General features: G+C 44.4%; 24 protein-coding genes. 12 read left to right on the plus strand and 12 right to left on the minus strand.

Features of this window, described 5'->3' with window-relative positions:
- Window positions 1-55: 55 nt before the first annotated feature.
- Together ACK8OT_RS02285 and ACK8OT_RS02290 are read left to right on the plus strand one after the other, a co-directional pair.
- Window positions 56-1,537, plus strand: a complete 1,482-nt coding sequence (locus tag ACK8OT_RS02285) for a S9 family peptidase (RefSeq protein WP_410194885.1) — start codon at window positions 56-58, stop codon at window positions 1,535-1,537.
- Window positions 1,510-2,034 carry an alpha/beta hydrolase family protein gene (locus ACK8OT_RS02290; protein WP_410194886.1) on the plus strand — a complete coding sequence of 175 codons (525 nt, stop codon included), beginning with the start codon at window positions 1,510-1,512 and terminating at the stop codon, window positions 2,032-2,034. The genes ACK8OT_RS02285 and ACK8OT_RS02290 overlap by 28 nt, the downstream gene beginning before the upstream one ends.
- Window positions 2,035-2,091: 57 nt before the next feature.
- On the opposite strand, the gene ACK8OT_RS02295 is transcribed toward ACK8OT_RS02290, so the two are convergent.
- The 4 genes from ACK8OT_RS02295 to ACK8OT_RS02310 all read right to left on the minus strand — a co-directional run bounded on the left by ACK8OT_RS02295 (window position 2,092) and on the right by ACK8OT_RS02310 (window position 6,454).
- On the minus strand, window positions 2,092-3,909 hold the full coding sequence (locus ACK8OT_RS02295; RefSeq protein ID WP_410194887.1) for a class I poly(R)-hydroxyalkanoic acid synthase: 1,818 nt from the start codon (window positions 3,907-3,909) through the stop codon (window positions 2,092-2,094).
- A gap of 58 nt (window positions 3,910-3,967) precedes the next feature.
- Entirely contained in the window at window positions 3,968-4,315 is a 348-nt protein-coding gene (locus tag ACK8OT_RS02300) for a phasin family protein (RefSeq protein WP_410194888.1), read from the minus strand.
- A 138-nt stretch (window positions 4,316-4,453) separates the two neighbouring features.
- Window positions 4,454-5,689 carry an acetyl-CoA C-acetyltransferase gene (locus ACK8OT_RS02305; RefSeq protein WP_486348272.1) on the minus strand — a complete coding sequence of 412 codons (1,236 nt, stop codon included), beginning with the start codon at window positions 5,687-5,689 and terminating at the stop codon, window positions 4,454-4,456.
- Window positions 5,690-5,713: 24 nt separating this feature from the next.
- Window positions 5,714-6,454, minus strand: a complete 741-nt coding sequence (locus ACK8OT_RS02310) for an SDR family oxidoreductase (RefSeq protein ID WP_410194889.1) — start codon at window positions 6,452-6,454, stop codon at window positions 5,714-5,716.
- 444 nt (window positions 6,455-6,898) lie between these two features.
- Between ACK8OT_RS02310 and ACK8OT_RS02315 the strand changes: the two genes are divergently transcribed.
- The 4 genes from ACK8OT_RS02315 (at window position 6,899) to ACK8OT_RS02330 (ending at window position 10,110) form a co-directional block, all read left to right on the plus strand.
- Window positions 6,899-7,393, plus strand: a complete 495-nt coding sequence (locus ACK8OT_RS02315; protein ID WP_410194890.1) for a hypothetical protein — start codon at window positions 6,899-6,901, stop codon at window positions 7,391-7,393.
- An 80-nt stretch (window positions 7,394-7,473) separates the two neighbouring features.
- Window positions 7,474-8,325: a polyphosphate kinase 2 gene (gene ppk2 / locus ACK8OT_RS02320; protein ID WP_410194891.1), complete on the plus strand. Its 852-nt coding sequence runs from the start codon at window positions 7,474-7,476 to the stop codon at window positions 8,323-8,325.
- Between the two features lie 178 nt (window positions 8,326-8,503).
- Window positions 8,504-9,778 carry a hypothetical protein gene (locus tag ACK8OT_RS02325; protein WP_410194892.1) on the plus strand — a complete coding sequence of 425 codons (1,275 nt, stop codon included), beginning with the start codon at window positions 8,504-8,506 and terminating at the stop codon, window positions 9,776-9,778.
- Window positions 9,779-9,912: 134 nt separating this feature from the next.
- Window positions 9,913-10,110 (plus strand): hypothetical protein, encoded by a 198-nt coding sequence (locus ACK8OT_RS02330; protein ID WP_410194893.1) that lies wholly within the window; start codon window positions 9,913-9,915, stop codon window positions 10,108-10,110.
- A gap of 51 nt (window positions 10,111-10,161) precedes the next feature.
- Here the strand turns inward: ACK8OT_RS02330 and ACK8OT_RS02335 are convergent, their stop codons facing one another.
- Window positions 10,162-10,413 (minus strand): DUF2999 family protein, encoded by a 252-nt coding sequence (locus ACK8OT_RS02335; protein ID WP_410194894.1) that lies wholly within the window; start codon window positions 10,411-10,413, stop codon window positions 10,162-10,164.
- 108 nt (window positions 10,414-10,521) lie between these two features.
- On the minus strand, window positions 10,522-10,947 hold the full coding sequence (locus ACK8OT_RS02340) for a secondary thiamine-phosphate synthase enzyme YjbQ (RefSeq protein WP_410194895.1): 426 nt from the start codon (window positions 10,945-10,947) through the stop codon (window positions 10,522-10,524).
- A gap of 157 nt (window positions 10,948-11,104) precedes the next feature.
- Here ACK8OT_RS02340 and ACK8OT_RS02345 point away from each other — a divergent pair, with 157 nt between their 5' ends.
- Window positions 11,105-12,811, plus strand: coding sequence for a protein adenylyltransferase SelO (locus tag ACK8OT_RS02345; RefSeq protein ID WP_410194896.1), 1,707 nt, complete (start codon window positions 11,105-11,107; stop codon window positions 12,809-12,811).
- Between the two features lie 79 nt (window positions 12,812-12,890).
- Here the strand turns inward: ACK8OT_RS02345 and glnS are convergent, their stop codons facing one another.
- Complete coding sequence (gene glnS, locus ACK8OT_RS02350) at window positions 12,891-14,564, minus strand: glutamine--tRNA ligase (RefSeq protein ID WP_410194897.1); 1,674 nt, start codon at window positions 14,562-14,564, stop codon at window positions 12,891-12,893.
- A gap of 239 nt (window positions 14,565-14,803) precedes the next feature.
- Window positions 14,804-16,306: an N-acetylglucosamine-specific PTS transporter subunit IIBC gene (gene nagE / locus ACK8OT_RS02355; protein ID WP_410194898.1), complete on the minus strand. Its 1,503-nt coding sequence runs from the start codon at window positions 16,304-16,306 to the stop codon at window positions 14,804-14,806.
- A gap of 587 nt (window positions 16,307-16,893) precedes the next feature.
- Here nagE and nagB point away from each other — a divergent pair.
- Genes nagB through ACK8OT_RS02370 form a run of 3 tightly spaced genes read left to right on the plus strand, consistent with a single transcriptional unit; the run spans window position 16,894 to window position 20,079 of the window.
- Complete coding sequence (gene nagB, locus ACK8OT_RS02360) at window positions 16,894-17,694, plus strand: glucosamine-6-phosphate deaminase (RefSeq protein ID WP_410194899.1); 801 nt, start codon at window positions 16,894-16,896, stop codon at window positions 17,692-17,694.
- 18 nt (window positions 17,695-17,712) lie between these two features.
- Window positions 17,713-18,849 carry an N-acetylglucosamine-6-phosphate deacetylase gene (nagA, locus tag ACK8OT_RS02365; RefSeq protein WP_410194900.1) on the plus strand — a complete coding sequence of 379 codons (1,137 nt, stop codon included), beginning with the start codon at window positions 17,713-17,715 and terminating at the stop codon, window positions 18,847-18,849.
- Between the two features lie 3 nt (window positions 18,850-18,852).
- On the plus strand, window positions 18,853-20,079 hold the full coding sequence (locus ACK8OT_RS02370; protein ID WP_410194901.1) for an ROK family protein: 1,227 nt from the start codon (window positions 18,853-18,855) through the stop codon (window positions 20,077-20,079).
- 192 nt (window positions 20,080-20,271) lie between these two features.
- On the opposite strand, the gene yfcE is transcribed toward ACK8OT_RS02370, so the two are convergent.
- The 4 genes from yfcE to ACK8OT_RS02390 all read right to left on the minus strand — a co-directional run bounded on the left by yfcE (window position 20,272) and on the right by ACK8OT_RS02390 (window position 23,668).
- A complete protein-coding gene (yfcE, locus tag ACK8OT_RS02375) occupies window positions 20,272-20,823 on the minus strand; it encodes a phosphodiesterase (RefSeq protein ID WP_410194902.1) in 552 nt (183 codons plus the stop codon).
- A gap of 85 nt (window positions 20,824-20,908) precedes the next feature.
- Entirely contained in the window at window positions 20,909-21,151 is a 243-nt protein-coding gene (locus tag ACK8OT_RS02380; protein WP_410194903.1) for a FeoC-like transcriptional regulator, read from the minus strand.
- Window positions 21,132-23,435 (minus strand): Fe(2+) transporter permease subunit FeoB, encoded by a 2,304-nt coding sequence (gene feoB, locus ACK8OT_RS02385; protein WP_410194904.1) that lies wholly within the window; start codon window positions 23,433-23,435, stop codon window positions 21,132-21,134. The genes ACK8OT_RS02380 and feoB overlap by 20 nt, the downstream gene beginning before the upstream one ends.
- Complete coding sequence (locus tag ACK8OT_RS02390; protein ID WP_410194905.1) at window positions 23,432-23,668, minus strand: FeoA family protein; 237 nt, start codon at window positions 23,666-23,668, stop codon at window positions 23,432-23,434. The genes feoB and ACK8OT_RS02390 overlap by 4 nt, the downstream gene beginning before the upstream one ends.
- A gap of 201 nt (window positions 23,669-23,869) precedes the next feature.
- Between ACK8OT_RS02390 and yciH the strand changes: the two genes are divergently transcribed.
- Together yciH and ACK8OT_RS02400 are read left to right on the plus strand one after the other, a co-directional pair.
- Complete coding sequence (gene yciH, locus ACK8OT_RS02395; protein WP_410194906.1) at window positions 23,870-24,190, plus strand: stress response translation initiation inhibitor YciH; 321 nt, start codon at window positions 23,870-23,872, stop codon at window positions 24,188-24,190.
- Between the two features lie 30 nt (window positions 24,191-24,220).
- A complete protein-coding gene (locus ACK8OT_RS02400; protein WP_410194907.1) occupies window positions 24,221-24,778 on the plus strand; it encodes a TMEM165/GDT1 family protein in 558 nt (185 codons plus the stop codon).
- Window positions 24,779-24,780 lie beyond the last annotated feature (2 nt).

Here is a 24,780-nt window from a genome sequence, read left to right on the forward strand (position 1 = left end):
CATCAAATTATGGTAGATGTAACCTTCCCCTCAATTTTTTTGAGGGATGTAAAAAATGATACGACTAGCCAGCCTTATATTAGTGGGATTATTAAGTGGTTGTGCTAATACAACCGATACTCAACCTGAAACTTCTTTAGATACTCAACAAGCCCATTCACTGCCCGAGTTGTCAGGACAATATCAAGTTAAACATAAAGCTGTTGAGCTATTCTTTAAAAAAGCTCAAGTTGGGCATTATGTATTGTCTCCTGATGGAGAGAAGTTAGGTTATTTAGCTCGAGACCAGCAAGGCAGAATGCAGGTATTTGTTTCTCATGATAATATTCCCAACCCTAGCACCGATAAACAGTTAACGCGCTTTGTAGATCAAGACTTAGATTATTACTTATGGTTAGATAACCACCACATTGGTTACTTACAAGATAAAAATGGTGATGAAAATTTTCACTTATATGCCGTAGATATTAGCAGCGGGTTAACAACTAACCTAACGCCCTATGAGAATACCCGTGCCGCCAATATTCAACGGGTCAAAAACCAACCAGGTCAGATTCACTTATTATTGAATAAACAAAATAAAAGCCACTTTTTACAGTATTCAATCAACATTAAAACAAAAAAATTAACCTCGGAATATTCACTCAGCGACACCTTGTGGGCTCCCATATACGATGATAATGGCAACGCTCGAATCAAAGTACGCTGGCATCCAAATGATGACAATAAATTTGAAAAGCTCGAATATCATTACCGAGGTCCGAATGATTTAACGTTTCGCCCTTTTGTTACTTTAAATAATGGTACCGTTTTTTCTGTTATTAAATTCAATGATGATAAAAACGAAATGATTGTCCGAACTAACCATCGCTCCAACACGATTAGAGTTGTCAAATTCAATACTGATACTTTCGCGATGACGCCTATTATTTCAAGGGCAGGATACGATATTTTATCGGCTGGTGTATTACCCAATGATACACAACTATCTTGGGTCTACTACCAGAGAGACAAAGGCGTATTACTCCCTCTGTCTCAACAGGCTAAGGAACTTGATCAAGTAATAACTGAAAAATTCTCAAAACACTACCGAGTAATCTCTTTGTCTGATGATGGAAAAATCCTATTATTAAATGACAAATCGCCGCAAAGGCCAGGTCGCTACGCAAAATTAGATACTAGCACTTTATCAATCACGACCTTGCCTAATGCCTATCCTTGGCTTAACGATATCCCGTTAGCTGAAGTGAAAACTGTACAATTTATGACGCGTGATGGTCGAAGATTGAATGGCTTGTTAACAATGCCAAATAACGCTAAAAAATCTATACCCGTCGTAATTCATCCTCACGGCGGACCTTTTGGTGTGCTCGACAAATGGGAATATAATCCAGAGACGCAGCTACTAGCAAGCCAAGGGTACGGCGTTTTACAAATCAATTATCGCGGCTCAGGTGGCTATGGTCGCTCTTTGTTGCTGCCGGTTTTCACCAGTTTGGTACTGGAAGTATGCAGCATGATATTACCGACGGGGTAGAGTGGCTTATCGAACAGGGCATTGCCGATCCTAAAAGAGTAATGATCTACGGTGCGTCCTATGGCGGCTATGCCACCTTAGCAGGCTTAGCTTTTACCCCTGATTTATATGCCTGCGGAGTAAATTATGTTGGCATATCTAACCTGCATACATTCTTAATGAATATGGATGAATCTTGGGGTATGGGCCGCGAATTCTGGCTTGAGAATGTCGGTAATCCTTATACCGATATTAAGAAATTGAGAGAAATATCCCCGTATTACCATGTTGATAAGATCAAAGCCCCCTTGTTTGTGGCGCAAGGCGCACAAGATCCTCGCGTTAAACAGCAGGAGTCAGATCAAATAGTCAATGCACTGCGTAAGCGTGGAGTAGAAGTAAAATACATGCTGAAACAAGATGAAGGACATGGTTTTCATAAAGAAGAGAATCAACAGCATTTTTATGATGAAATGATTGATTTTTTAGCGAGCTGTCCCGTAAATAATCGTATCTGATTAGATAAAAAAAGCGTGGCACTATGCCACGCTTTTTGGAGTTAATCATTCAATCAATCAAACCATGGCAACAAACTCTTCTGTCTCAACGACCTTTGCAGCTGTTTGTATCGGCAAGGTTTGCTTAACGTATTCACCCGGAGCTGCCGCTAACACAGGATAATTTGCCGCGCCAATATGATAAGGCTCTACCTGCTCATCTGGATTAAAGCCAAGTAGCCATTGATGCCAATGTAACCACCAAGAGCCTTCGGTATGGTCGGCATTATCAAACCACTGCTGAGCGTCTTCCACTAAGTTTTGGTTAGTCCAAAATCCGTACTTGTTTTTGTCAGGATGATTAACTACGCCCGCAATATGGCCAGACTCACCTAAAACAAACGTTTTATCGCCGCCGATTTGCAACGCACCGCGATAAGTTCCTTGCCACAAGGCAATATGATCTTCTTTCGTCGAAATGAAGTAACTTGGGACCCGAATTTTAGCCAGATCGATCCAAACACCACCCACTTTTACGCCTTTGTCTTGAACCAGTTTGTTTTGCAAGTAAAGCTCTCGCAGCATAAAGTTGTGCGTCTTCGCTGCCACATTGGTACTGTCACTGTTCCAATACAACAAATCAAAATCGACTGGACTATTACCTTTAAGGTAATTATCCACATAGTAATTCCAGTACAAGCTATTTTCACGCAATAAGCTAAAGGTCACGCTTAATGAGCGACCATCCATATAACCTAAGGTGTTATTTTGTAATTCAATCGCACGAACCACAGGCTCGTTGATAAACGCGCCCACTTCACCCGGTTGGGTAAAGTCTAATAATGTAGTGAATAGCGACATCGATTTGATGCGTTTTTTCATCCGCTTAGCAGCATAATAAGCGACCGTTGAAGCCAGCACAGTACCACCAATGCAATAGCCTGCGGCATTAATTTGCTCTTGGCCGGTAATATCTTCGATGGCTGAAACGGCCTTAACCACACCTTCGGTCACATAGTCGCCAAATTCCACATCGGCGTGGGCGGCACTTGGATTGCACCAAGACATCATAAATACCGTATGGCCTTGATCCACCAGCCAGCGCACCATGGAATTCTTTTCACGTAAATCTAGGATGTAGTATTTATTAATAAATGGCGGCACTATTAGCAGCGGTGTAGCATTGACTTTTTCGGTGGTGGGACGGTATTGAATTAATTCAAATAATTGGTTTCTATAGACCACATCACCTGGGGTATTGGCAACGTTTTCACCTAACTTGAACGAATCGCTATTGGTCATGCGAATTTTCAACACATCCGCACTGTTTGCCATGTCTTGCTGAAGCACCGATAAGCCCGCTATTAAGTTCTCACCATTTTTTTCCATGGTTAACTTGAGTAGCTCAGGATTGGTCGCAATAAAGTTACTTGGCGACATCGCATTGATCATCTGACGAGAAAAGAAGCTCAAGCGCTCTTTGGCTTTTTCATCGACACCTTCAACCGCATTAATCGTATCTAGGTAAGTTTTACTAAACAATAAATAGGACTGTTTAATGAAATTATAAATGGCTTGATCTTGCCAAGCTTGATCAGCAAAGCGTTTATCACCGCGCTCAGCCTCAATCACTGAAGGCTTATCCGTTTCTTGCAGGATAACATTTTGCCAAATTTCCATCTGCTTTTGCCACCACTGCATTTGCAGCTCTAACATTGCCGCAGGCTGATTGACTGCACCTTGCAATAATTGCTTAAAGTCTTCACAGTTGACTTCGTTCATGGCTTGATTCAGTGGTGAATTGACGGCTCCCTTGCCTTGCTCAAAGTCCTGCCACCATTGCTGGTTGCTTTCTTGCAATTTGACAAGATAGTCCGAGAAGAAGTTTTGAAACATAAGTTGACCCTCTTGAACGGAAAAAGCCACCCAGAAAGGGTGGCTGACTTGTCGATTATTAAGCGGGTGTAGCCGCTTTGATATTCTCGTTAGTTAGCTCTTCAACATCTTGTTTAAATTCTTTGGCGATGTTTTGTAACTTGTTGCTGTCTTCCATCATTTGTTGTGACAGACGCGTTAGCACAGCCATTTGGTTGCTGTTAAATACCGCTAGTGAAGACACATCTTTCACTTCGGTGGCAGCTTTCATTTGCGATAAGCCAATCTCACTGTAAGTACGCACTGCGTTTAATTGCAACTCAGTCAATACTTCAGCATTTTTAGCCATCAGTTTATTGAACTTAATGTATGGCTGTAGGGCTTTTTCTGATTGCTCATTAAACATCTTAAACATATCGGTATACATGGTTTATCTCCTAAATTTTAATTTGGCGCTTAACATTAAGCGCCGTTTCCAACTTGCTATTAAAACCACATGCCTCACCCCTTTAATTAATTAACTAACTTAAATTAACTAAGATGAAGCAAGTTTCCTTATTGCCAACTACGAACAGCGTTTCACTATGACCGCCGTGCCCATACCACCGCCCACACATAAAGAAGCCACCCCGTAGTTTCCTTGCTGGCGAGCTAGCTCATGAACTAGCGATACTAAAATTCGATTACCTGACGCGCCCAATGGATGGCCTAATGCGATAGCACCGCCATTAACATTCGCTTTGTCTAAAATAGCTTGCACTGGCACGCCATGCTCTTTAGCTAGCTCTTTAGCAACGCCTAATGCTTGCGCCGCAAAGGCCTCATTTAATTCAAAAACATCAATATCTTGGATTGCTAATTCAGACTTAGCTAATGCCGCCGTGACTGCGCCTACCGGGCCAAGACCCATTACACTTGGATCTAACCCCACTTGCGCATAGCTTACGATTTCAACTAAAGGCGTTAGGCCAAGGCGCTTAACCGCGCTTTCAGATGCCAAAATAACGCTACTTGCACCGTCATTAATGCCAGATGCGTTACCCGCCGTCACACTGCCCTCTCGGTCAAATGCTGGACGTAACCCACTCAAGCCATCAAAAGTTGCATTGGCTTTTGGATATTCATCAACAGCAAACTGGGTAGTCTCACGACGTGACACCACATCAACAGGCACGATTTCATCGACAAAGCGACCCGCTTCAATGGCTGCGACCGCTTTTTGCTGGCTGGCAAGGGCAAACTCGTCTTGCTCTTGACGCGTAATACCAACTTGCTTAGCCACATTTTCTGCTGTCACGCCCATATGATATTGATTAAAAACGTCGGTTAGACCATCGTTAATGAGCAAATCCGTTAATGCCAGATTGCCCATTTTTTGGCCTTGACGCATCGCAGCCGGTGCCGCAAATGGAATTTGCGACATCACTTCAACACCTGCCGCCACAACAACTTGCGCATCGCCAGCGCGAATATGTGCCACACCGTCCATCACCACTTTCATGCCACTACCACAAACCATATTAACGCTGTATGCAGGTACTGATGCGGGGATGTCAGCATAGATAGATGCTTGACGCCCCACGTTCATGCCTTGAGCGGCACCGATAACATTACCCACGATAACTTCATCGATTTCAGTGGTAGGCAGTGAAATCGAATCCAATGCCCCTTTAATACTGCAAGCTGCCAATTTGCCAGCTGAGAAATCTTTTAAACTACCTAAGAATGCGCCTAATGCAGTACGTTTAGCCGCAACAATGTAAACTTTTTCCATCTCTACCTCATCCTTCTTCAAGTTCATTAACACCAATTGCACAAACTGTGCTTAGTGCATGTGTAAACCGCCGTTAATGGACAAGGTTTCACCCGTAATATAAGCCGCGTCATCACTGACTAAATAGCTCACCGCCGCCGCAATTTCTTCTGGCTTAGCAAGGCGTTTCATTGGAATTTCACCAGTAATGCTCTCAAGCACGTCTGGGCGCATCGCCGTCACCATAGGTGTCGCTGTGTAACCAGGTGCAATGACATTCACAGTTACGCCACTGCGCGCACCTTCAGCGGCAAGGGCTTTAGAAAAACCTATCATGCCAGCCTTAGCTGCCGAATAGTTGGTTTGGCCAAATTGACCACGAATACCATTGACCGAAGAAATGTTGATAACGCGACAATTGCCTTTTTCGCACATAGCCGCAAACAATGGGTGGGTAACGTTAAATAAGCTATTAAGGTTGGTATTAATCACATCGTGCCACTGCTCAGCGGTCATTTTTTTAAACACGCCATCACGCGTCACACCCGCATTATTAACCAGTACATCGATAGTGCCTTCTTCTTGCAAAATGGCACTCAGTCGTTCTGCACATTGGGCCGAGTCAGACACATCTAACTCTAAAAGTCGCACCTGCTCATCAGTGAAGCTTTGCTCTTCAAACCATTTTTTGGCGCACTCTAAGTTACCCGTGTAATACGTGGCGATAACACGATATCCCTGAGCAACCAATTTACATGTAATTGCGGAACCAATACCGCCTTTTGAACCCGTGATCAAAGCTAGCTTCTTCATTAAGATTAAGACTCCAAGTAAACAACGTACAAAATGTAAAGATGTCTGAAGCCGCATCTGGAACTGCTCAAACCAGAAATACAGTCAACTTTATTAACCATGCCATTCCATTTGGTAAGCGAATCAAAAATAGATCAACTGAATGACAGTTTTATTAATAGTAGTTTTAAAATTAATCAAGGAAGGAACAAAAGCAGATTTTTGATCAGCAAAAATGATTTTTTAGAGGTCGCTCTCAGATTAATCAGTGATTTGTTAAAATATTGTAAATAAAAAGGTTTTGATTAAACGTTTTTGTTACTCAATCATCTACTTAGAAGTCATACTAAGGTCGATTTCAGCCTAGCTTGACAAGACTTTTGTCTGTTATGAGCCACACCAACAGCCATTCAAGTTGATTTAGTGATATTATTTTTTTTATTTTATGAACACTTATATTGAACCATGAGTCACCCGAACCCGAGTTCAAAACAGCAAGCCCCTTTATACAGCAAACAAGAGCGCATCCGATTAATTGCCGGATACCTTGTTTTAACATTGCTTGGCTGGGCACTTAATCACTACTGGATCAGCCCGAATTTAAGTCAATTCTCAGACACAGCACATTGTTACGATTACCTCGGTATCAATGGCATCGCTTGGTTGATGTATGGGGTGTTTGTCGGTGTGCCCTTGCTGATCTTTATTATTTTTGCAGGTTTCGGTTGGCCAAGTGGCTTAAGGATTTTACGTGATGGTCAATATCCAGCCAAAGGTAAAAAGGTACTACGTCCGACCGTCATAACATACGGAATAAAGGCTAAATTAATGGGATGGCTGCTGATACTTGCCCCTGTGATGGTGCTAGCCATCGCTATATGGGGCGCGACTCAAACAGAAACAATGCTCTCACAGCCAATAAAATCAAGTGCGTATAGTGTTTGCCAAACCCTGAAGTAAGATTATAAAACGCTAATTAGGCAAAGAAATTTAATCCATTACACTAATACATAAAAACAAACCGATGCAAGGATCTCAATATGTCAAAGAAAAAACATGATAAGGGTGATACCGATTCAGCCAAAACAAGCAATGCTGCAAGCCCTGATAATGGGTTGGAAAAAATGAAAAACAAACCCTACATGAAAGAGCTACGAGCCCTGCATGTTGAGTTGGTTAAAATGCAGCGCTGGATCCAACACAAGGGCCTAAAAGTGTGTATCGTATTTGAGGGACGTGATGGTGCAGGCAAAGGCGGCACCATTAAAGCCCTTACGGAACGAGTTAGTCCACGTGTATTTCGCATTAATGCACTGCCTGCGCCAAGTGATCGCGAGAAAACACAAATGTATTGGCAGCGTTATGTACCGCATTTGCCTGCCGCAGGTGAAGTCGCCATCTTTGACCGCAGTTGGTATAACCGCGCAGGTGTTGAGCGAGTAATGGGATTTTGTTCTGAGGAAGAAGCGCAAGATTTTTTAAAGGGGGCGCCCATTTTTGAAAAAGCCATGATCGATTCAGGCATTATCTTGCTTAAATACTGGCTAGAAGTCACACCAGAAGAGCAAGAGCGACGTCTGCGCGATCGAATTAATGATGGTCGCAAAACATGGAAACTCTCGCCGATGGACGTAGCTTCATATAATAAATGGGACGACTATACCCAAGCCAGAGATGACATGTTTAAATACACAGACACCGAATGGGCACCTTGGTTCGTTGCGCATTCGGAAGACAAAAAGCGAGTTCGCTTGAATATAATCAAACACATCCTAGCTCATGTACCTTATGAGGATCTGCCACTCGAAAAAGTTAAATTGCCTAAACGTAAAATTAAGCAACCCTTAATCGATAATGATCATCCATTGCGTATTGTGCCCGAAATTTTTTAATTTCTTTGCCCTTGTGAAGAGGGCAATGGCTGCTTTTAGCCAAATAATTCGATCTGCTTCATGATGTCGCACAGCCAAGCTTTTATATAAAACAGGTTGCATATAAAGTTTGGCTTCATCATTTGATATAAGGGTTGGCCGCTTGAGCCAATTCCTCCCTCCCCCTTAGAGGCAGGTTATGAACAAACATTTGTTAACAAAACTATGCGTTGCCAGTGCGCTCACCTTAGGCATTATGTCGGCGCACAGCGCCAATTTATTACTTGACGAAAGCTTTGACAGTCTACCTGATTGGCATTCGGGCTTACCCGAAAATGGCCTTAACTTGTATGGTATTCACGACGGCCGCACCTTTGGCGATGATAAAAAAGCCGACTTTGCCCAGCGTCGTACTTTAGGCCATGTATTGCCAGGGAAATTCTTTTCAGCGCGCCAACAAGGTCAGCATTACAGTCCACGTAACGGCTATGACAATCACCATGAGATCATCGAAATCCTTGCCGCAAACAGCGATAAAGCGCTAGGCAAACAAGGGAAGTCCGCCGTTTTTTGGCGCGAGCCAACCCAAGACAACAGCCATGAGTGGATGACGGATGGCATTTTAAGTGTCTATTTGCCCGATCTAGTAGCAGGAGAGCCAGTCTTTGATCGCAATTCACATCAAGGGTTAGATGAGGTTTATTTTGAATTTTGGATCACCTTTAGCGACAACACCACTGTCTATCCACCGTGGCAAGATATTGGCCGTCGCGCCGATATGAGTAAAATTGCCCGAGTATCGAGCTTTGACGAACGAGGCAGCGAATATCAAGGCTTTCCCGGCGGCGATAAAGGCCCGATAGTTATCTGGAATTGGATGACAGATTACTATGGTGTGCGCAATGTGATCACCGTACGTGGCGGCCCACACGGGCACAGTTACACATTTAAAAATGGCGAGATAACCATACCGCAAGGCTCAATGAACTATGTTGAGATGATTGAAGGCATGGGCCCAAACGGCACAACAGAGCGACCATTAAACCTTCGTGATGGCGGTATTATCGAACAAGCTCCAGTACATCATACGCAAATTCATGGCAGCGAACACGACTGGGTTAAAATGGCCTTCTACGTCAAGATGAACTCGGCCATGGACGTACGCGATGGGGTGTTAATTCAATGGATGAACGGCCGTCGCTTACTGACCATCACCGACGTCCCCTACTTGCGTAGTGAGCGCAATGATGGCGAAGATGTGATAACGCCAGACGGCTATGTTAAATGGAATATAGTGGCCATTGGTGGCAATGATTTTTTCCATAGCTGGCCCAAAGAATCCATGCGTGAAGAATGGTATGCCATTGATAATCTGCGTATCTATGATGGCTTACCTGACTTTGCCGAAACCGACATCAATGGCTTTACCCTACCACCGAAACCACCAAAACAATTCAGTGTAGTAGCAAGATGAGACCTAAACCGTTTTGATACCGCCCCATCGGGCTAAAGTTTTTCCTGTATAAAGTCCATTGATGCTCTATCTTGGATCGCTTTTTGCCTAATCCTATGTGGTCGTCATGGGTTTGACGACCAAAGGAGGCCAAGATGCAAGCAATAAAACGGCATACTCGAACTAATATTTTTCAACAACTGAGAATAGATTTTAACTACCTTGGTGTAGCCTGTTGGCTTGGTGCCAATGTGGTGTTGTTTGGATTTACCTTAACTGAATTGGCGATAGGATTGTTTATTAGCAGTGGGCTCAGCTTATTGTGCGGATGCTTAATGCGAGCCCATCCTTAAAGCGTGTGGCGAAAAACTCGCCACAGCATAAACAAGAAAGGGCTAACACCATTACTGCTGCAATTTAGCTTTTGCCTCTTCCACCTTGGCAAAATCTAGTCCAAGCTCATCAACAGCGTCCTTGAGCAGCTGTGGATTTTGCATCACTTGCGCCATCAAGGCTTGCAATTTATCTTGCGGCAAGCCTAGTTGGCCTAATGTTGCCATCGCCATTAATGGGTTTTGCGTTAGCTCTTGAAACAATGAATGGATCTTATCTTCACTAACATTGTGTTCTTTTAACAGGGCAATAATTGGGTTCATGATCACCTCGTAGCCTAAGTTACGGCTCATTGATATTGACTAAATTGAATGGCCGCAAGTTTATCATTAGCCGGCCTGACAGGGTACATACTATCTTGGCTTTTTACCTTAGCTCAACTCTCCTTGGATGGTGATCACAAGCCTCCGACTACCCCCATCATTACGATGCTCTCCCAAATAGATGCCTTGCCACATGCCTAAATTCAACTGACCATGGCTAATAGGAATGGTTAAGCTATTGCCTAACAAGCTGGATTTTAAATGAGCAGGTAAATCGTCACTGCCTTCATAGGTATGACGATAATAAGGCTCGTTTTCTGGCACGCTGCGATTAAAGTAACTTTCAAAATCCTGGCGTACCGTGGCGTCAGCATTTTCATTTATGGTCAGTGACGCCGATGTGTGCTGAATAAATATGTGAGCAAGGCCCATTGAAAATTTCTTTAATTCAGGAAGTTGCTCCACTATTTCCGTGGTGACTAAATGAAATCCGCGTCGTTTCGGTAATAATTCAATCTCTTTTTGTAACCACACTGGTTTTTTCCTCAACTCTTTGTTTATTAGCATTTAAAATATGACACCCGCCATCAATAGCCCAGTTAAGTGCCAGGGCTGAATTAAACTCTTATTCACAATCCCACGTATTACCTGCATTATTATCGCCAAATGTAGACAAAAAAGGATGGCCGCGATGACAGCGCCTTCAACAACCGCCTCATCGGCGTTGATTTCAGATTTAACCACGTTCAGCAAGGCCGCTGATTTTTCGTTACTTAAAGCCTTAACACCCGATCCACAAGCAACCAATGACGGCAATGATCACTATGCGCGGCAAGTGTTCTGTGGCCATTATGTCCACGTAACCCCAACCCCATTGCCAGAGCCCGAATATGTTAGCCACAGCCAAGCTTTGTTTACCCAACTTGGTTTAGCCGATTCGCTGGCCCATGATAGCGGTTTTCGTCAACTTTTCTCGGGGGATTTAAGCCACGCCCCTGCCCCCATGCACCGTTATGGCTGGGCGACCGGCTATGCCTTGTCGATTTATGGCACCGAATACACTCATCAATGTCCATTTCGCACCGGCAACGGCTATGGCGATGGTCGTGCTATCTCGATTTTTGAGGGGCTACTCAATGGCCAACGTGTTGAAATGCAGCTAAAAGGGGCAGGCCCTACGCCATATTGTCGCGGCGCCGATGGCCGCGCCGTGCTGCGCTCCAGCGTACGCGAATTTTTAGCCCAAGAGTATATGCACGCATTAGGCATACCTAGCTCACGCTCATTGACATTATATGTATCTAAAGCTGAGACAGTGGCACGACCTTGGTATTCAGCAGAATCAGATGCAACCGATCCCGATATCATGGTCGATAACCCAGTTGCCATCTCTACACGTGTTGCCCCCTCGTTTTTACGGGTCGGACAAATCGAACTATTTGCTCGCCGAGCCAGAGAGCGCAAGCACGATAACGATTTAACCGAACTCAAAGACATAGTAGCGCACTTGATTGAGCGTGAGTATCGCCGTGAAATAGACCCAAGCCTGAGCTTTAATCAGCAATTGGTTACCTTAGCCGCCGTTTTTCGCCAACGTTTATGTGCCCTGGTCACCCATTGGCTGCGCGTAGGCTACTGCCAAGGCAACTTTAACAGCGATAACTGCGCGGCTGGTGGCTTTACCTTAGATTACGGCCCATTTGGATTTTGTGAGTTGTTCTCACCTGAATTTCAGCCATGGACCGGTGGCGGCCAACACTTTTCATTTTTTAATCAACCCGCTGCGGCCGAAGCCAACTTCCATATGTTTTATAGTGCACTAAGGCTACTGCTCGCCCAAGATGAGCCAGCCTTAGCCCAACTGGATAGCCTACGCCAAGGCTTTAGAGACGAAATACAACAGCAATACCAAGCCATGTGGGCAGCCAAATTAGGACTCACTGAATTTCATCCCGCGCTTTTTGGTCAGCTAATTCGCTTAATGATGCAGACCCAAGTTGACTACACCATCTTGTTTCGTGAGCTTTCTCATATCCCGCAAGATATTAACCCGTTGAAGAAAAGCTTCTATCAACAAGCCAGTAGTGAGCTAGAGCAGCAATGGCAAGCTTGGTTAGCACAATGGCATACTCAGCTGGATGCTGAGCCGAAAGACTTAGCGACTATTAAAGCAAATATGCAACAAACCAACCCTAAATACACCTGGCGTGAATGGTTGATCGTCCCAGCCTATGACCAAGCGATGCAAGGAGATTATTCATTAATTGAAGAGCTAAAACAGGTGTTTAGCGATCCTTATGGCGAGCAAACAAAAGCGGTGGAGGACAAATACTATCGCCTAAAACCAGCCGTATTCTTCAATGCCGGTGGCATCTCTCACTACAGTTGCTCGTCATAATAACGCCAAAAAAAATGCCGCTCACTTTAAGTGAACGGCATGATTTAGGGTTAACCTAGAGGAGTCTAACTTAGACTAATTAGTCTTCTATTTTGCCCCAAGTGTCTCTCAAGGTAACCGTGCGGTTAAATACAGGTTTATCGGTTGTTGAATCAACATCGTCCAAACAGAAATAACCTTCACGCTCAAACTGATAAGCCACCAAAGGCGCAGCATTAGCCAGTGAAACTTCGGCAAAACCTTGCTTCACGACTAATGACTCTGGATTAAGCACTTGATGAATATCTTCGGCTGCACCTGGGTTTGCCACGGTAAATAAGCGATCGTATAAGCGGATTTCAACAGGCAGATTTTGCGCAGCACTTACCCAATGAATAACACCCTTAACCTTGCGGCCATCGGCTGGGTTTTTACCTAAGGTTTCATTGTCGTAGCTACAACGCAGCTCGACAATTTCGCCTTGCTCATCTTTAATCACCTGCTCGGCTTTAATCACATAAGCGTTGCGCAGACGAACTTCTTTGCCTAATACTAAACGCTTGTATTTCTTATTGGCTTCTTCACGAAAATCATCGCGATCGATGTAAATTTCACGGCTAAATGGCAGCTCACGCGAACCCATAGATTCATCTTTCGGGTGATTCGCAGCATTAAGCATTTCAATCTGATCTTCTGGGTAGTTCTCAATCACGATTTTAAGGGGATTGATGACAGCCATTGCGCGCGGCGCACGCACTTCAAGATCTTCACGAATACAAGCTTCTAGCATCGCCACTTCAACGGTATTTTCTTGCTTAGTGACGCCAATACGCTGACAGAAATCAACAATGGATTCTGGCGTATAACCACGACGGCGAATACCGGCGATGGTTGGCATCCGAGGATCGTTCCAACCACTGACGATGTTTTCCGTTACTAGCATGTTTAACTTACGTTTAGAAGTTAATGTGCTTTCAAGGTTTAATCGTGAAAATTCAATCTGCTGTGGATGACAAGGAATGGTGATGTTATCAAGCACCCAATCATACAGCGGACGATGGTCTTCAAACTCTAACGTACAAAGACTGTGTGTAATGCCTTCGAGCGCATCCGAAATACAGTGCGTAAAGTCATACATAGGGTAGATGCACCACTTATCACCGGTTTGGTGGTGATGGGCATAACGGATGCGGTAAATTACCGGATCGCGCATCTTCATGTTAGGTGATGCCATGTCAATCTTAGCACGCAGCATCATCTCGCCTTCTTTGAACTCACCTGCGCGCATACGCTTAAACAAATCTAAGCTCTCTGCTACTGGGCGATCACGATAAGGGCTGTTCTTACCAGGCTGCACTAAGGTGCCACGGTATTCACGGGTTTGCTCTGCATTTAGCTGACAAACATAAGCTTTGCCATTTTCAATTAATTCAATAGCAAACTGATATAACTGCTCGAAGTAATCGGACGCATAATGAATATCACCATGCCACTTAAAACCCAACCATTGCACGTCACGCTTAATCGCTTCAACGTAATCTATGTCTTCTTTTTCTGGGTTAGTGTCATCAAAACGAAGATTACAAAGGGCATTGTCATAATCGCGGGCAATACCAAAGTTCAAACAAATAGACTTAGCATGGCCTATATGTAAGTAACCGTTAGGCTCAGGTGGAAAACGGGTATGAACGCGCCCACCGTGCTTACCGTTTTTAATGTCTTCATCAATGATTTGACGAATGAAGTTGCTAGGACGAGTGTCCGCCTGACTCATTGCATACCTCGAGTAATTAATATATTTCAACAAATAGCCGCTAATGATCACCCATTAGTGGCCTGAGCACAATAGCTGATCATGCTCCTAGCGTAAAAATTAGCAAGCAAAATCTAGTCAAACCAAAATAGAACAACCAATAGGCTCTCAAACCTCGATTTCTGGCGTATCACAGAATTTTAAGGCAAAAAAAAGGAGAGCCGAAGCTCTCCTTATCAAATCAGTTTGCAGCTGATGAATTACTTACCAGCGATGGCTTTCATTTCACCTGCAACGATTTCAGCTTGTGGGCCAAGGATAACTTGTAGGTTGTTATCACCTAGTTTAACCACACCCATCGCACCTAAACCTTTTAGGGTCGCTTCGTCGATAACGCTGCGATCTTTAAGAGTTAGACGTAGACGAGTAATACAAGCATCAATTACCGTTAGGTTGTCAGCACCGCCTAGCGCAGCTAGGTATTTTTGTGCTAGTTCACGCTTGTTTTCGTTACCTGATGCAGAAGATGCACCTGCGTTTGCTTCAGCCGCTTCACGACCAGGAGTCGCTAGGTTGAACTTAGTGATAACCACGCGGAATACTGTGTAGTAGATAGCGAAGAACACTAGGCCTTGTGCAATTAGCATGTACCATTGGTTAGCTACTGGGTTTTTCGCAGATAGGATCATATCCACAAGACCCGCTGAGAAACCAAAGCCCGCTGTCCATTGCATAGATGCAGCGATGAACAGAGAAATACCCGTTAGTACTGCGTGTAGTAGGTATAGTACTGGCGCAACAAACATGAATGAGAATTCTAGAGGCTCTGTAACACCTGTGAAGAAAGATGCGAAACCAGCCGCTAACATGATAGAAGCAACGCGCTCTTTGTTCTCTGGCTTAGCTGTTTGGTAAATAGCTAGTGCAGCACCTGGTAGACCGAACATCATAACAGGGAAGAAACCAGCCATGTACATACCAGTTACACCTTTAACGGCTTCACCAGAATCTAGACCTTGTTGAGCCATCCAGAAGCGACCTAGGTCGTTGATGCCTGCAAAGTCAAACCAGAATACTGTGTTTAGTGCATGGTGTAGACCAACTGGGATTAATAGACGGTTAAAGAAACCGTAAAGACCCGCACCTACATTACCAAGACCTGTGATGAACTCACCGAAGCTGATTAGGGCACCGAAAATGATTGGCCAAGTGTACATAAGTACAAAAGACATCACGATAGCAGCCCAAGAACATAGGATAGGAACTAGGCGTTTACCACTGAAGAATGATAGCGCTTTGTGTAGTTCTACTTGGTAGAAACGGTTGTAAATTTCAGCCGCGATAATACCCGATAGAATACCAACAAATTGGTTGTTGATTTTAGCAAAGGCCAGCTTAGTGCCTTCATCCGCAACCGCCACTAGACCAATAGCCTCAACCGCACCAGGGCTTAACAGCGTAGTGATTACCATAAAGGTAACAAAACCTGCTAGTGCTGCTGCGCCGTCTTTGTCTTTCGACATACCGTAAGCAACACCAATTGCAAACAGTACAGACATGTTATCGATGATTGCCGCGCCTGATTTAATCAAGAACGCCGCTAGAGCTGAGTTACCACCCCAACCGGTTGGGTCGATCCAGTAACCGATACCCATGAGTACAGCTGCTGCTGGCAAGACGGCCACAGGGACCATCAGCGCGCGGCCGATTTTTTGTGCATAACCAAGAATATTCACAATTACCTCTCCTTTCCAATAGGTCATTATGTGTATGTGTATTTATCGTAGATTTGTTATTTTTAAGCCTACTTTTATCTACCTAAAGTAAGCATGTCGGGCAGTCTAAGGGTTTTATTTCGCTGCGCAAATTAATAATCAAAACTTTTGTGATCGGTGTCAATTGCACTAAGCCTTTAGTCTCATAACTGTGCTTAATGCCACATATTCAGGGCATAGTTAGCCCGCTTTTGCATCACGATGGGGGCGACTCACCTTGAAGTAAAACCCAGTGGAACGATGAACCCAATAATGACGGACTAAGTTATCTATTTATCGGTTAAATAGTGATGTTTTCTGTTCATTGTGCGATCGTGAAGCCAAGATTTAGCTTTCAATTAAACCAAGCACTGAAAAATTGATTTGTAACAAGTAAGGGTATAAAAAAGTTTCTTCTCGCCGCGAATTAACTATTGCAAATCTGAGCCTCACTCGCCACAATGTAAGCAGTTTAATAAGTTTATTTTTGTGGCTGTGGCCAAGCGCTTTTTGAACTTAATTTCAAATGGCTCACTCGCGCTCACCACGTTGATTAAATTTCAATTTTATTTAACCCAATTTTGGAGAAAATCCCAATGAGACTGATCCCTCTTGATAATGCAAAAGACGTTGGCCTATGGTCTGCACGCTACATCGCTGATCGTATTAACAAATTTGCACCAACTGCCGAGCGTCCTTTCGTATTAGGTTGTCCTACTGGTGGCACTCCACTAAATACTTACAAACGCCTAATCGAGCTAAACAAAGCGGGTGAAGTGAGCTTTGAACACGTGGTTACTTTCAACATGGATGAATACGTAGGTATCGCACCGGATCATCCAGAAAGCTACCGCAGCTTTATGTACAACAACTTCTTCAACCACATCAACATTCAAGACAAAAACATTAACCTATTAGACGGTAATGCCGAAGATCTTGAAGCTGAATGTCAACGTTACGAAGACAAAATCAAAAGCTACGGTCAAATCCACTTGTTCATGGGCGGCGTAGGTAATGACGGTCACATCGCATTTAACGAGCCAGCTTCTTCTCTTGCTTCTCGTACTCGTATCAAAACACTGACGCCTGATACCCGTATTGCTAACTCTCGTTTCTTTGATAACGACATCAACCAAGTACCTAAACTAGCACTGACCATTGGTGTTGGTACGCTACTTGATGCAAAAGAAGTATTGATCCTAGTAACTGGTCACAACAAGGCACAAGCCCTTGAAGCTGCTGTTGAAGGCAGTGTAAACCACTTATGGACAGTATCTGCACTACAACTTCATCCAAAATCAATCATTGCTTGTGATGAAGCAGCAACCATGGAACTAAAAGTTAAGACGTTAAAATACTTCAAAGAGCTTGAAGCTGAAAACGTAAAACACTTATAAGCTTAGGAGTGGTTTGATATGTACGCTTTAACTAATTGTACTATTTATACAACCGATGCTGTGCTGAAGGATCATGCGGTATTAGTTGATGGCGACCAAATCCACTCTATCGTTGCGGCTGCTGATTTAGCAGCCGACATCGAGCAAGTTGATTTAGCAGGCGCTAACCTTGCCCCAGGTTTCATTGATCTACAGCTAAATGGCTGTGGTGGTGTGATGTTTAACGATGAAGTATCGGTAAAAACATTGCAAATCATGCAACAAGCTAATTTAAAGTCAGGTTGTACTAGCTACCTTCCTACGCTGATCACTTCTTCTGATGAAGACATGCAAGCAGCGCTTAAAGTCGGTCGTGAATACATGGATGCAACCCCTAACGAAGTGTTAGGTTTGCACCTAGAAGGCCCTTACTTAAGCCTTGAGAAAAAAGGCATTCACCGCGCTGAATACATCCGCAAACCAGCACAAGAAATGATCGATCTGATCTGTGCTAACGCAGATGTGGTCAGCAAGGTAACGCTAGCACCTGAAAACACCCCACTAGAAGTCATTACACAACTCGCACAAGCGGGCGTGGTGGTGTCTTTAGGTCACACCAATGCCACCTACGAGCAAGCAAAAGCCGCCATTGATGCCGGTGCAACCTTTGCTACTCACCTATTCAATGCCATGAGCCCAATGACAGGCCGTGAGCCAGGTGTACTGGGCGCAATCTATGATAGTGAGAATGTTTACACCGGCATTATCGTTGACGGTTTCCACGTGGCTTACCCGAACGTGCGCATTTCGAAAAAGATCAAAGGCGACAAGCTGATCTTAGTGTCTGATGCGACGGCTCCTGCTGGCGCAAACATTGACCAATTCGATTTTGTCGGCACCACGGTTTACTACAAAGACGGTAAATGTTTTGGCGCAGACGGCACCTTAGGTGGTAGCGCGGTAACCATGATTGAGTCAATTGAGCAATCAGTGAAATTTGTGGGTATTGAGCTAGATGAAGCGATTCGTATGGCAACCTTATACCCCGCTCGCGCTATTTCAGCGGATAACAAGCTAGGCAGCATCGCTGCGGGCAAAATCGCTAACTTAGCTATCTTTAACAGTGACTATAAAGTAACTGGCACTGTGGTTAACGGTGTATATAAGAAGCAATAAATCATGAAAAATGGACAGATCGCCAACGTAGATTTAATTAAACAGGTAAACAGCGCCGCTGTTTATCGCTTAGTCGATTTACAAGGGCCGATCTCGCGCGTCAAAATTGCCGAAGTGAGCCAGCTTGCTCCCGCGAGCGTGACCAAAATCACTCGGCAATTAATCGCCCATGGTTTAATCAAAGAAGTGGCGCAGCAAGCCTCAACCGGAGGCCGGCGCGCGATTTCCTTGACCACGGAAAAGTCCAAATTTCATTTTGTCGCCGCCAAAATTGGCCGGCGACTACTTACCCTGTCGTTGTATGATTTATCGGGTAACGAACTGGCTGGGGTACAACTGCCGATTCAAGTTACCGAGCAAGACCAACTGGTTGAATTTCTTTGTCAAACCCTAGAAGAATTTTTACAGCAGTACACCAGCAAAAGTCAGAAAATCATAGCCATCGCCGTCACTTTATCTGGTCTGGTTAATCCACAAACGGGGGTCGTGCTTTATACCCCTAGATACAAGATGAAAGATTGCCCCTTGGCCGAGATCATTGCCAAACGCTTTGACCTGCCCGCTTACGTAGGTAACGATACCCGCGCTATGGCACTGGCCGAGCACTACTTTGGCGCATCCAGTGATTGTGCCGATTCAATCTTGATCAGCATACATCACGGTACTGGCTCTGGCATTATGTCACGCGGCCAAGTATTTCTGGGTAGCAACCGCAACGTTGGCGAAATTGGCCATATACAAATCAACCCATTAGGTAAACGTTGTCATTGTGGCAACTATGGCTGCTTGGAAACCGTTGTCTCCAATGAAGCCATCATAGATCAAGTGAAACACTACCTAAGTGAAGGCAGAGCCAGCTGCTTAAGCGATCAAGAAGTAGACATAAATAGTATTTGCCAAGCCGCCAACAAGGGCGATGCACTGGCTATCTCTGTGCTCAGCAATGTCGGTAAATACCTAGGCCAAGCCATTGCCATTATGGTCAACTTGTTCAACCCTGAAAAAATCTTAATTGCCGGTGAAATCATGGCCGCCGAGCAAGTCTTGCTTCCAGCTATAAAACAATGTGTTGAGCATCAATCGCTGCCGAGTTTTCATGCCAACCTGCCGATTATCGCAGCGCAATTTCAAAAACAGCCTACCATGGGTGGCTTTGCGTTAGTTAAACGCGCTCTACTAGACGGCTCTTTGCTGCAACTGATCATGGAAACCAGCACCGCCCAGCGTTAAGCTCAGGCTAAGTCTTGAAACAAGATAAGCTTACTATCACTAAGACGCTTCACCGACACACCTCTTGAGCCTCAATCAAATCAGCACAACCTCATGTTCAGGCTAAATCTTGAAACAAGATAAGCTTACTATCACTAAGACGCTTCACCGACACGCCTCTTGAGCCTCAATCAAATCAGCACAACCTCATGTTCAGGCTAAATCTTGAAACAAGATAAGCTTACTATCACTAAGACGCTTCACCGACACACCTTCTGGCTCAATCAAACCATAACTTGGGGGATTGTTTTCACCTCTTGGTAGGGTAATTGAACCGGGGTTAAACATCACCAGATTGTGTTGCTTTTCGGCCATGGCAATATGCGTGTGGCCATAACAAAATACGTCACCACGCTCTAAGGGCGGCAAATTTAGTGGGTGGTAGATGTGGCCATGAGTGATAAATACTCGCCTGTTGCCTACTAAAAGCTGGTTGTAACTGGCATCAAGTGGAAAATGCAATAAGCCTTGATCCACTTCACTGTCACAATTACCGCGAACCGCAATAATTTTCTTTGCATATTCATTGAGTTTCGCCGCCACCATGGCTGGCTCATAACCGTTTGGAAGCGGGTTGCGAGGCCCGTGATTTAAAATATCCCCAAGTAATACAATATAGTCAGCCTGCTCTTGATGGAATGCTTGCAGGGCAAGGTTTAATGAAGATAAAGAGCCGTGAATATCGGTAATAACAAATAATTTCATGTTGCTCCAAAAATAACCTACCCCGCAGATTTGCGGGGTAATGAGACACGCTCAAGCATCTTCAAGATGCTTAGATATGAGTATCTTAGCTAATTTCGGTAGTCGGGATTTGCGCTATATCATGCCAGCTGTACCAAACCTCATTCTCACGGCCACAGCAAGATTTGGCTGCCTGTATCGACATAGATTTATGCACATGGCCACGCTTAATTAAAATATTGAGCATGGCATCCACGCCGTGTGGCGAAATTCGATAGCGCTGACAGAGTTGCTTTTGACTAACCCGACCAGCACGCTGAATATCTTGCTTAAGCTTTTGCAGGATCATTTATCACCACCGGCACTTTCACTAAATTGCCTTTTTGTTTAAGTAACTGTACCGCCACCAAAGCGATCACGACAATGGCAACTAACCAAGCCGAAGAGCTACCCGGATGGACATCAAAACGGGCTAGCTGATAAACCAATACCGCACTCATGTAAGCAATAGCCGTCGTCCAGCAGGCGGTAAATAACGCCCATTTCTGTCCCACTTCACGTACTAAAGCGCCCATTGCGGCAGCGCAAGGTATGTAAAGTAAGATAAACAACAGATAGGCAAAGGCACCTGCTTGACCATCAAAGCGCTGGCGCATATCACTAAACACGCTTATGTTCACTTGCTGTTCATCCGCCACGGCAGCGGTATCGGATAAATCCCCGACATCTAGCCCCATAGGATCGCTAAAGCTTACATTCACTAAGTTTTCGGGGATGGTGTTAAGCGCTTCAACTAACTGGTCAACTAAATTAAATTGAGCCTCTTCTTCAGCCTCAGGTGTTGAATATAAGCTGTTTAATGTGCCCACCACGGCCTCTTTAGCAAACACCCCAGTGATGACCCCAACCGTTGCTGGCCAATTGTCTTGGCTTATCCCCATAGGAGCAAATACGGGAGTAACAAACTGCGCTGCAGCACTTAACACAGAATGTTCACTGTCTTCGTTACCAAAACTGCCATCCGTGCCCAAAGAATTCAAAAAGCTCAGTAGAGCGACCACAACTACGATGGTTTTACCGGCGCCTAAAACAAAATTCTTTAATTTATGCCATGTCTTTAGCGCAATGTTACGTGCTTTAGGGATCTCGTAATCGGGCAACTCTAAAATGGTATTCTCACTTTTGCCCGGCAGCAAGGTGCGACTGAGTACCAAACCGGTAAACACCGCCACCAAAATTCCCGTAAGATACAAGACAAATACCAAATTCTGACCATTCTCAGGGAAAAATGCCGCCGCAAACAATGCATACACAGGTAACCTTGCCCCACAAGACATAAACGGAGACATAATACTGGTCAGCAGACGCTCGCGCTCTTGGTCTAACGTGCGCGCAGCCATTACCGCAGGCACAGTACAACCAAACCCGACGATCATAGGCACAAAAGCTTTACCCGGTAAGCCCATCTTTTGCATTAACTTATCTATCACAAAAGCGGCTCGAGCAAGATAACCCGAGCTTTCTAGCAAAGATAAAAACAGATACAAACAGGCAATGACCGGAATAAAGGTAGCAACCGTTTGAATACCAGAGCCAATACCCTTAGCTAAAATCGCCACCAGCCATATCGGCGCGCCCATTTGCTCGAGTAAATGCCCTGCTCCATCGACAAAAATCGCGCCAAAGCTGATATCAAAGAAGTCGATAAAGCTACTGCCGATGTTAATACTGAACATAAATAGCAAATACATCACCGCGAGAAACACAGGGACACCAAGCCACTTGTTCAGCACCACATTATCTATTTTATCCGATAAACTCAGTGACAATTTACCTTGATGACTGACGCTTTGTTGTACGATTTGGTATATCAATGAATATCTTGCATCAGCCAGATGTAAATCAACATCATGCGCAATGTCTAATTGAGCTCTGGCATTAGCAACCTGTTTTTGCTCATCAGCATTGAGGTGTTGTAACACTTTCGGGTCGCCCTCAACTAACTTAATGGCGATTCCTCGGGCCGTACAGGTCGAACTTATTTTGTCTGATAACCGACTAAGTGTTGCTAACTGGGCACTAAAATCAGCACCGTAATCTAAAGCAAATGGCGTGACACTTAGCTTAGCCATCAGCTCAGGCAAGGCTTGCTTAAACTGCTTTACTTGCTTGTTGTCATGGGCACTTAAACCATAAACAGGACACCCCAGCGCCGCACTCAACTTAGCCAAGTCAAAACGTAAATGTTGTTGCTCGGCACTGTCCATTTTATTCACGACCACAAGCACCGGAAAACCTAGCTCTCTGAGCTGCAAGGTTAAATACAAGCTACGCTCGATGGCACTGGCATCCAAGACATTAATGATTAAGTCAGGTTGCTGGCTCAGCACATAATTAAAAGCGATTTGTTCATCGACAGAGCTGCTATCACCAGCGTCATCAAAACTGTAAATACCAGGTAAATCAGTCAGTTGATATTGCTGTTCACCTAGACTAAATTCGCCGACCTTTTTATCAACGGTCACTCCGCTCCAGTTACCAACTTGCTGCCTCGCGCCCGTTAAACCATTAAATAAGGTGGTTTTACCGCAATTTGGATTGCCAACTGTGATGATCTTTAATGCTTGGCTCATTGGCTGACCTCAACCAAAATTTTTTCGGCTAACGCTTTACGTAACGCAATATTGATGTTGCTGGCTTTAATTTGCATGGGATCGCCAAAAGGTGCACTGCGCACATATTGAACTAAGGTTTGTGGCAACAGTCCCATGGCGAGTAACTTTTTACGATGTCCGGGACTGATATCTTGATAACTGATGATTTTTGCATATTGACCCATTGCCAATTCAGAAAGCTTTATTGCCACGCCTCAACCTTAAATACGAATTGTTTTCATTATTGGTATTCTACCGATTAGCCCCTCGCCATTTTTGCTGTAGATCAAGTTTGATCGAATCGATAAGTTTTTTAGTGCTGCTGACAAAAATTAACAACCGGGTTTATTTCTATTTCTCTTGTTGTTTGCGTTAGAATAGCCCCCCTTTCAGCGCTATCTCAGAGGCGAGTCATGAGTGACAGTAAATTAGTTTATTCGACAGAAACGGGCCGTATTAAAGACAGTGGCCCCAGTGAACAGATCCCTGAAACCGATGGCATTGTAAGGATCCGTCGTGAAACAAAAGGGCGCAAAGGCAAAGGTGCAACCTGTATCAGCGGCCTAGGATTACCGGAAAAAGAGCTAAAAGAATTAGCTAAGGCACTGAAAAAACGCAGCGGCACTGGCGGCACAGTAAAAGACTATGTAATTGAAATGCAAGGCGATCAACGAGAACTCGCCAAGGCATTTTTAGAACAAAAAGGCTATACCGTTAAATTGGCTGGCGGCTAACTCTTACTAAACAACTTGGAAATATTGACTTTGGAAGCTCTCTTAACTTCAACCGTTGCCGTGGCGATAGCCGAAATCGGTGATAAAACCCAGCTATTAGCCTTTTTGCTTGCCACTCGGTTCAAGCGGCCATTACCGATTATTTTGGGTATTTTTGTCGCCACCATTGCCAATCACGCTGCGGCCGCTTGGATTGGTGACTGGGCCGCAGGTCTAGTATCGGCTCAAGTGCTTAATTGGATTGTGGGTTTGTCGTTTATTGCCGTTGCCATCTGGATCTTAATCCCAGACAAAGCGGATGATGAAAACAACCGGCTTTATCAATACGGTCCTTTTGTCGCTAGTTTAGTGCTGTTTTTCATCGCTGAAATTGGTGACAAAACCCAAGTGGCAACGGTATTACTGGCCGCAAAATACGATGATTTATTGATGGTAGTCGTGGGAACAACCATCGGCATGTTACTGGCCAACGTACCTGTTGTTTATGCCGGCCAATTTAGTGCTGAGCGCCTACCGTTAAAGTGGATCCGCATCATCACCTGTATTCTATTCGCTGCGATTGGCGCCGCGACCTTAATTTGGAATTAGTC

Origin of the sequence: Motilimonas thetidivivens (genome assembly GCF_046452435.1) — a bacterium.
Lineage (GTDB): Bacteria > Pseudomonadota > Gammaproteobacteria > Enterobacterales > CBDFNC01 > Motilimonas.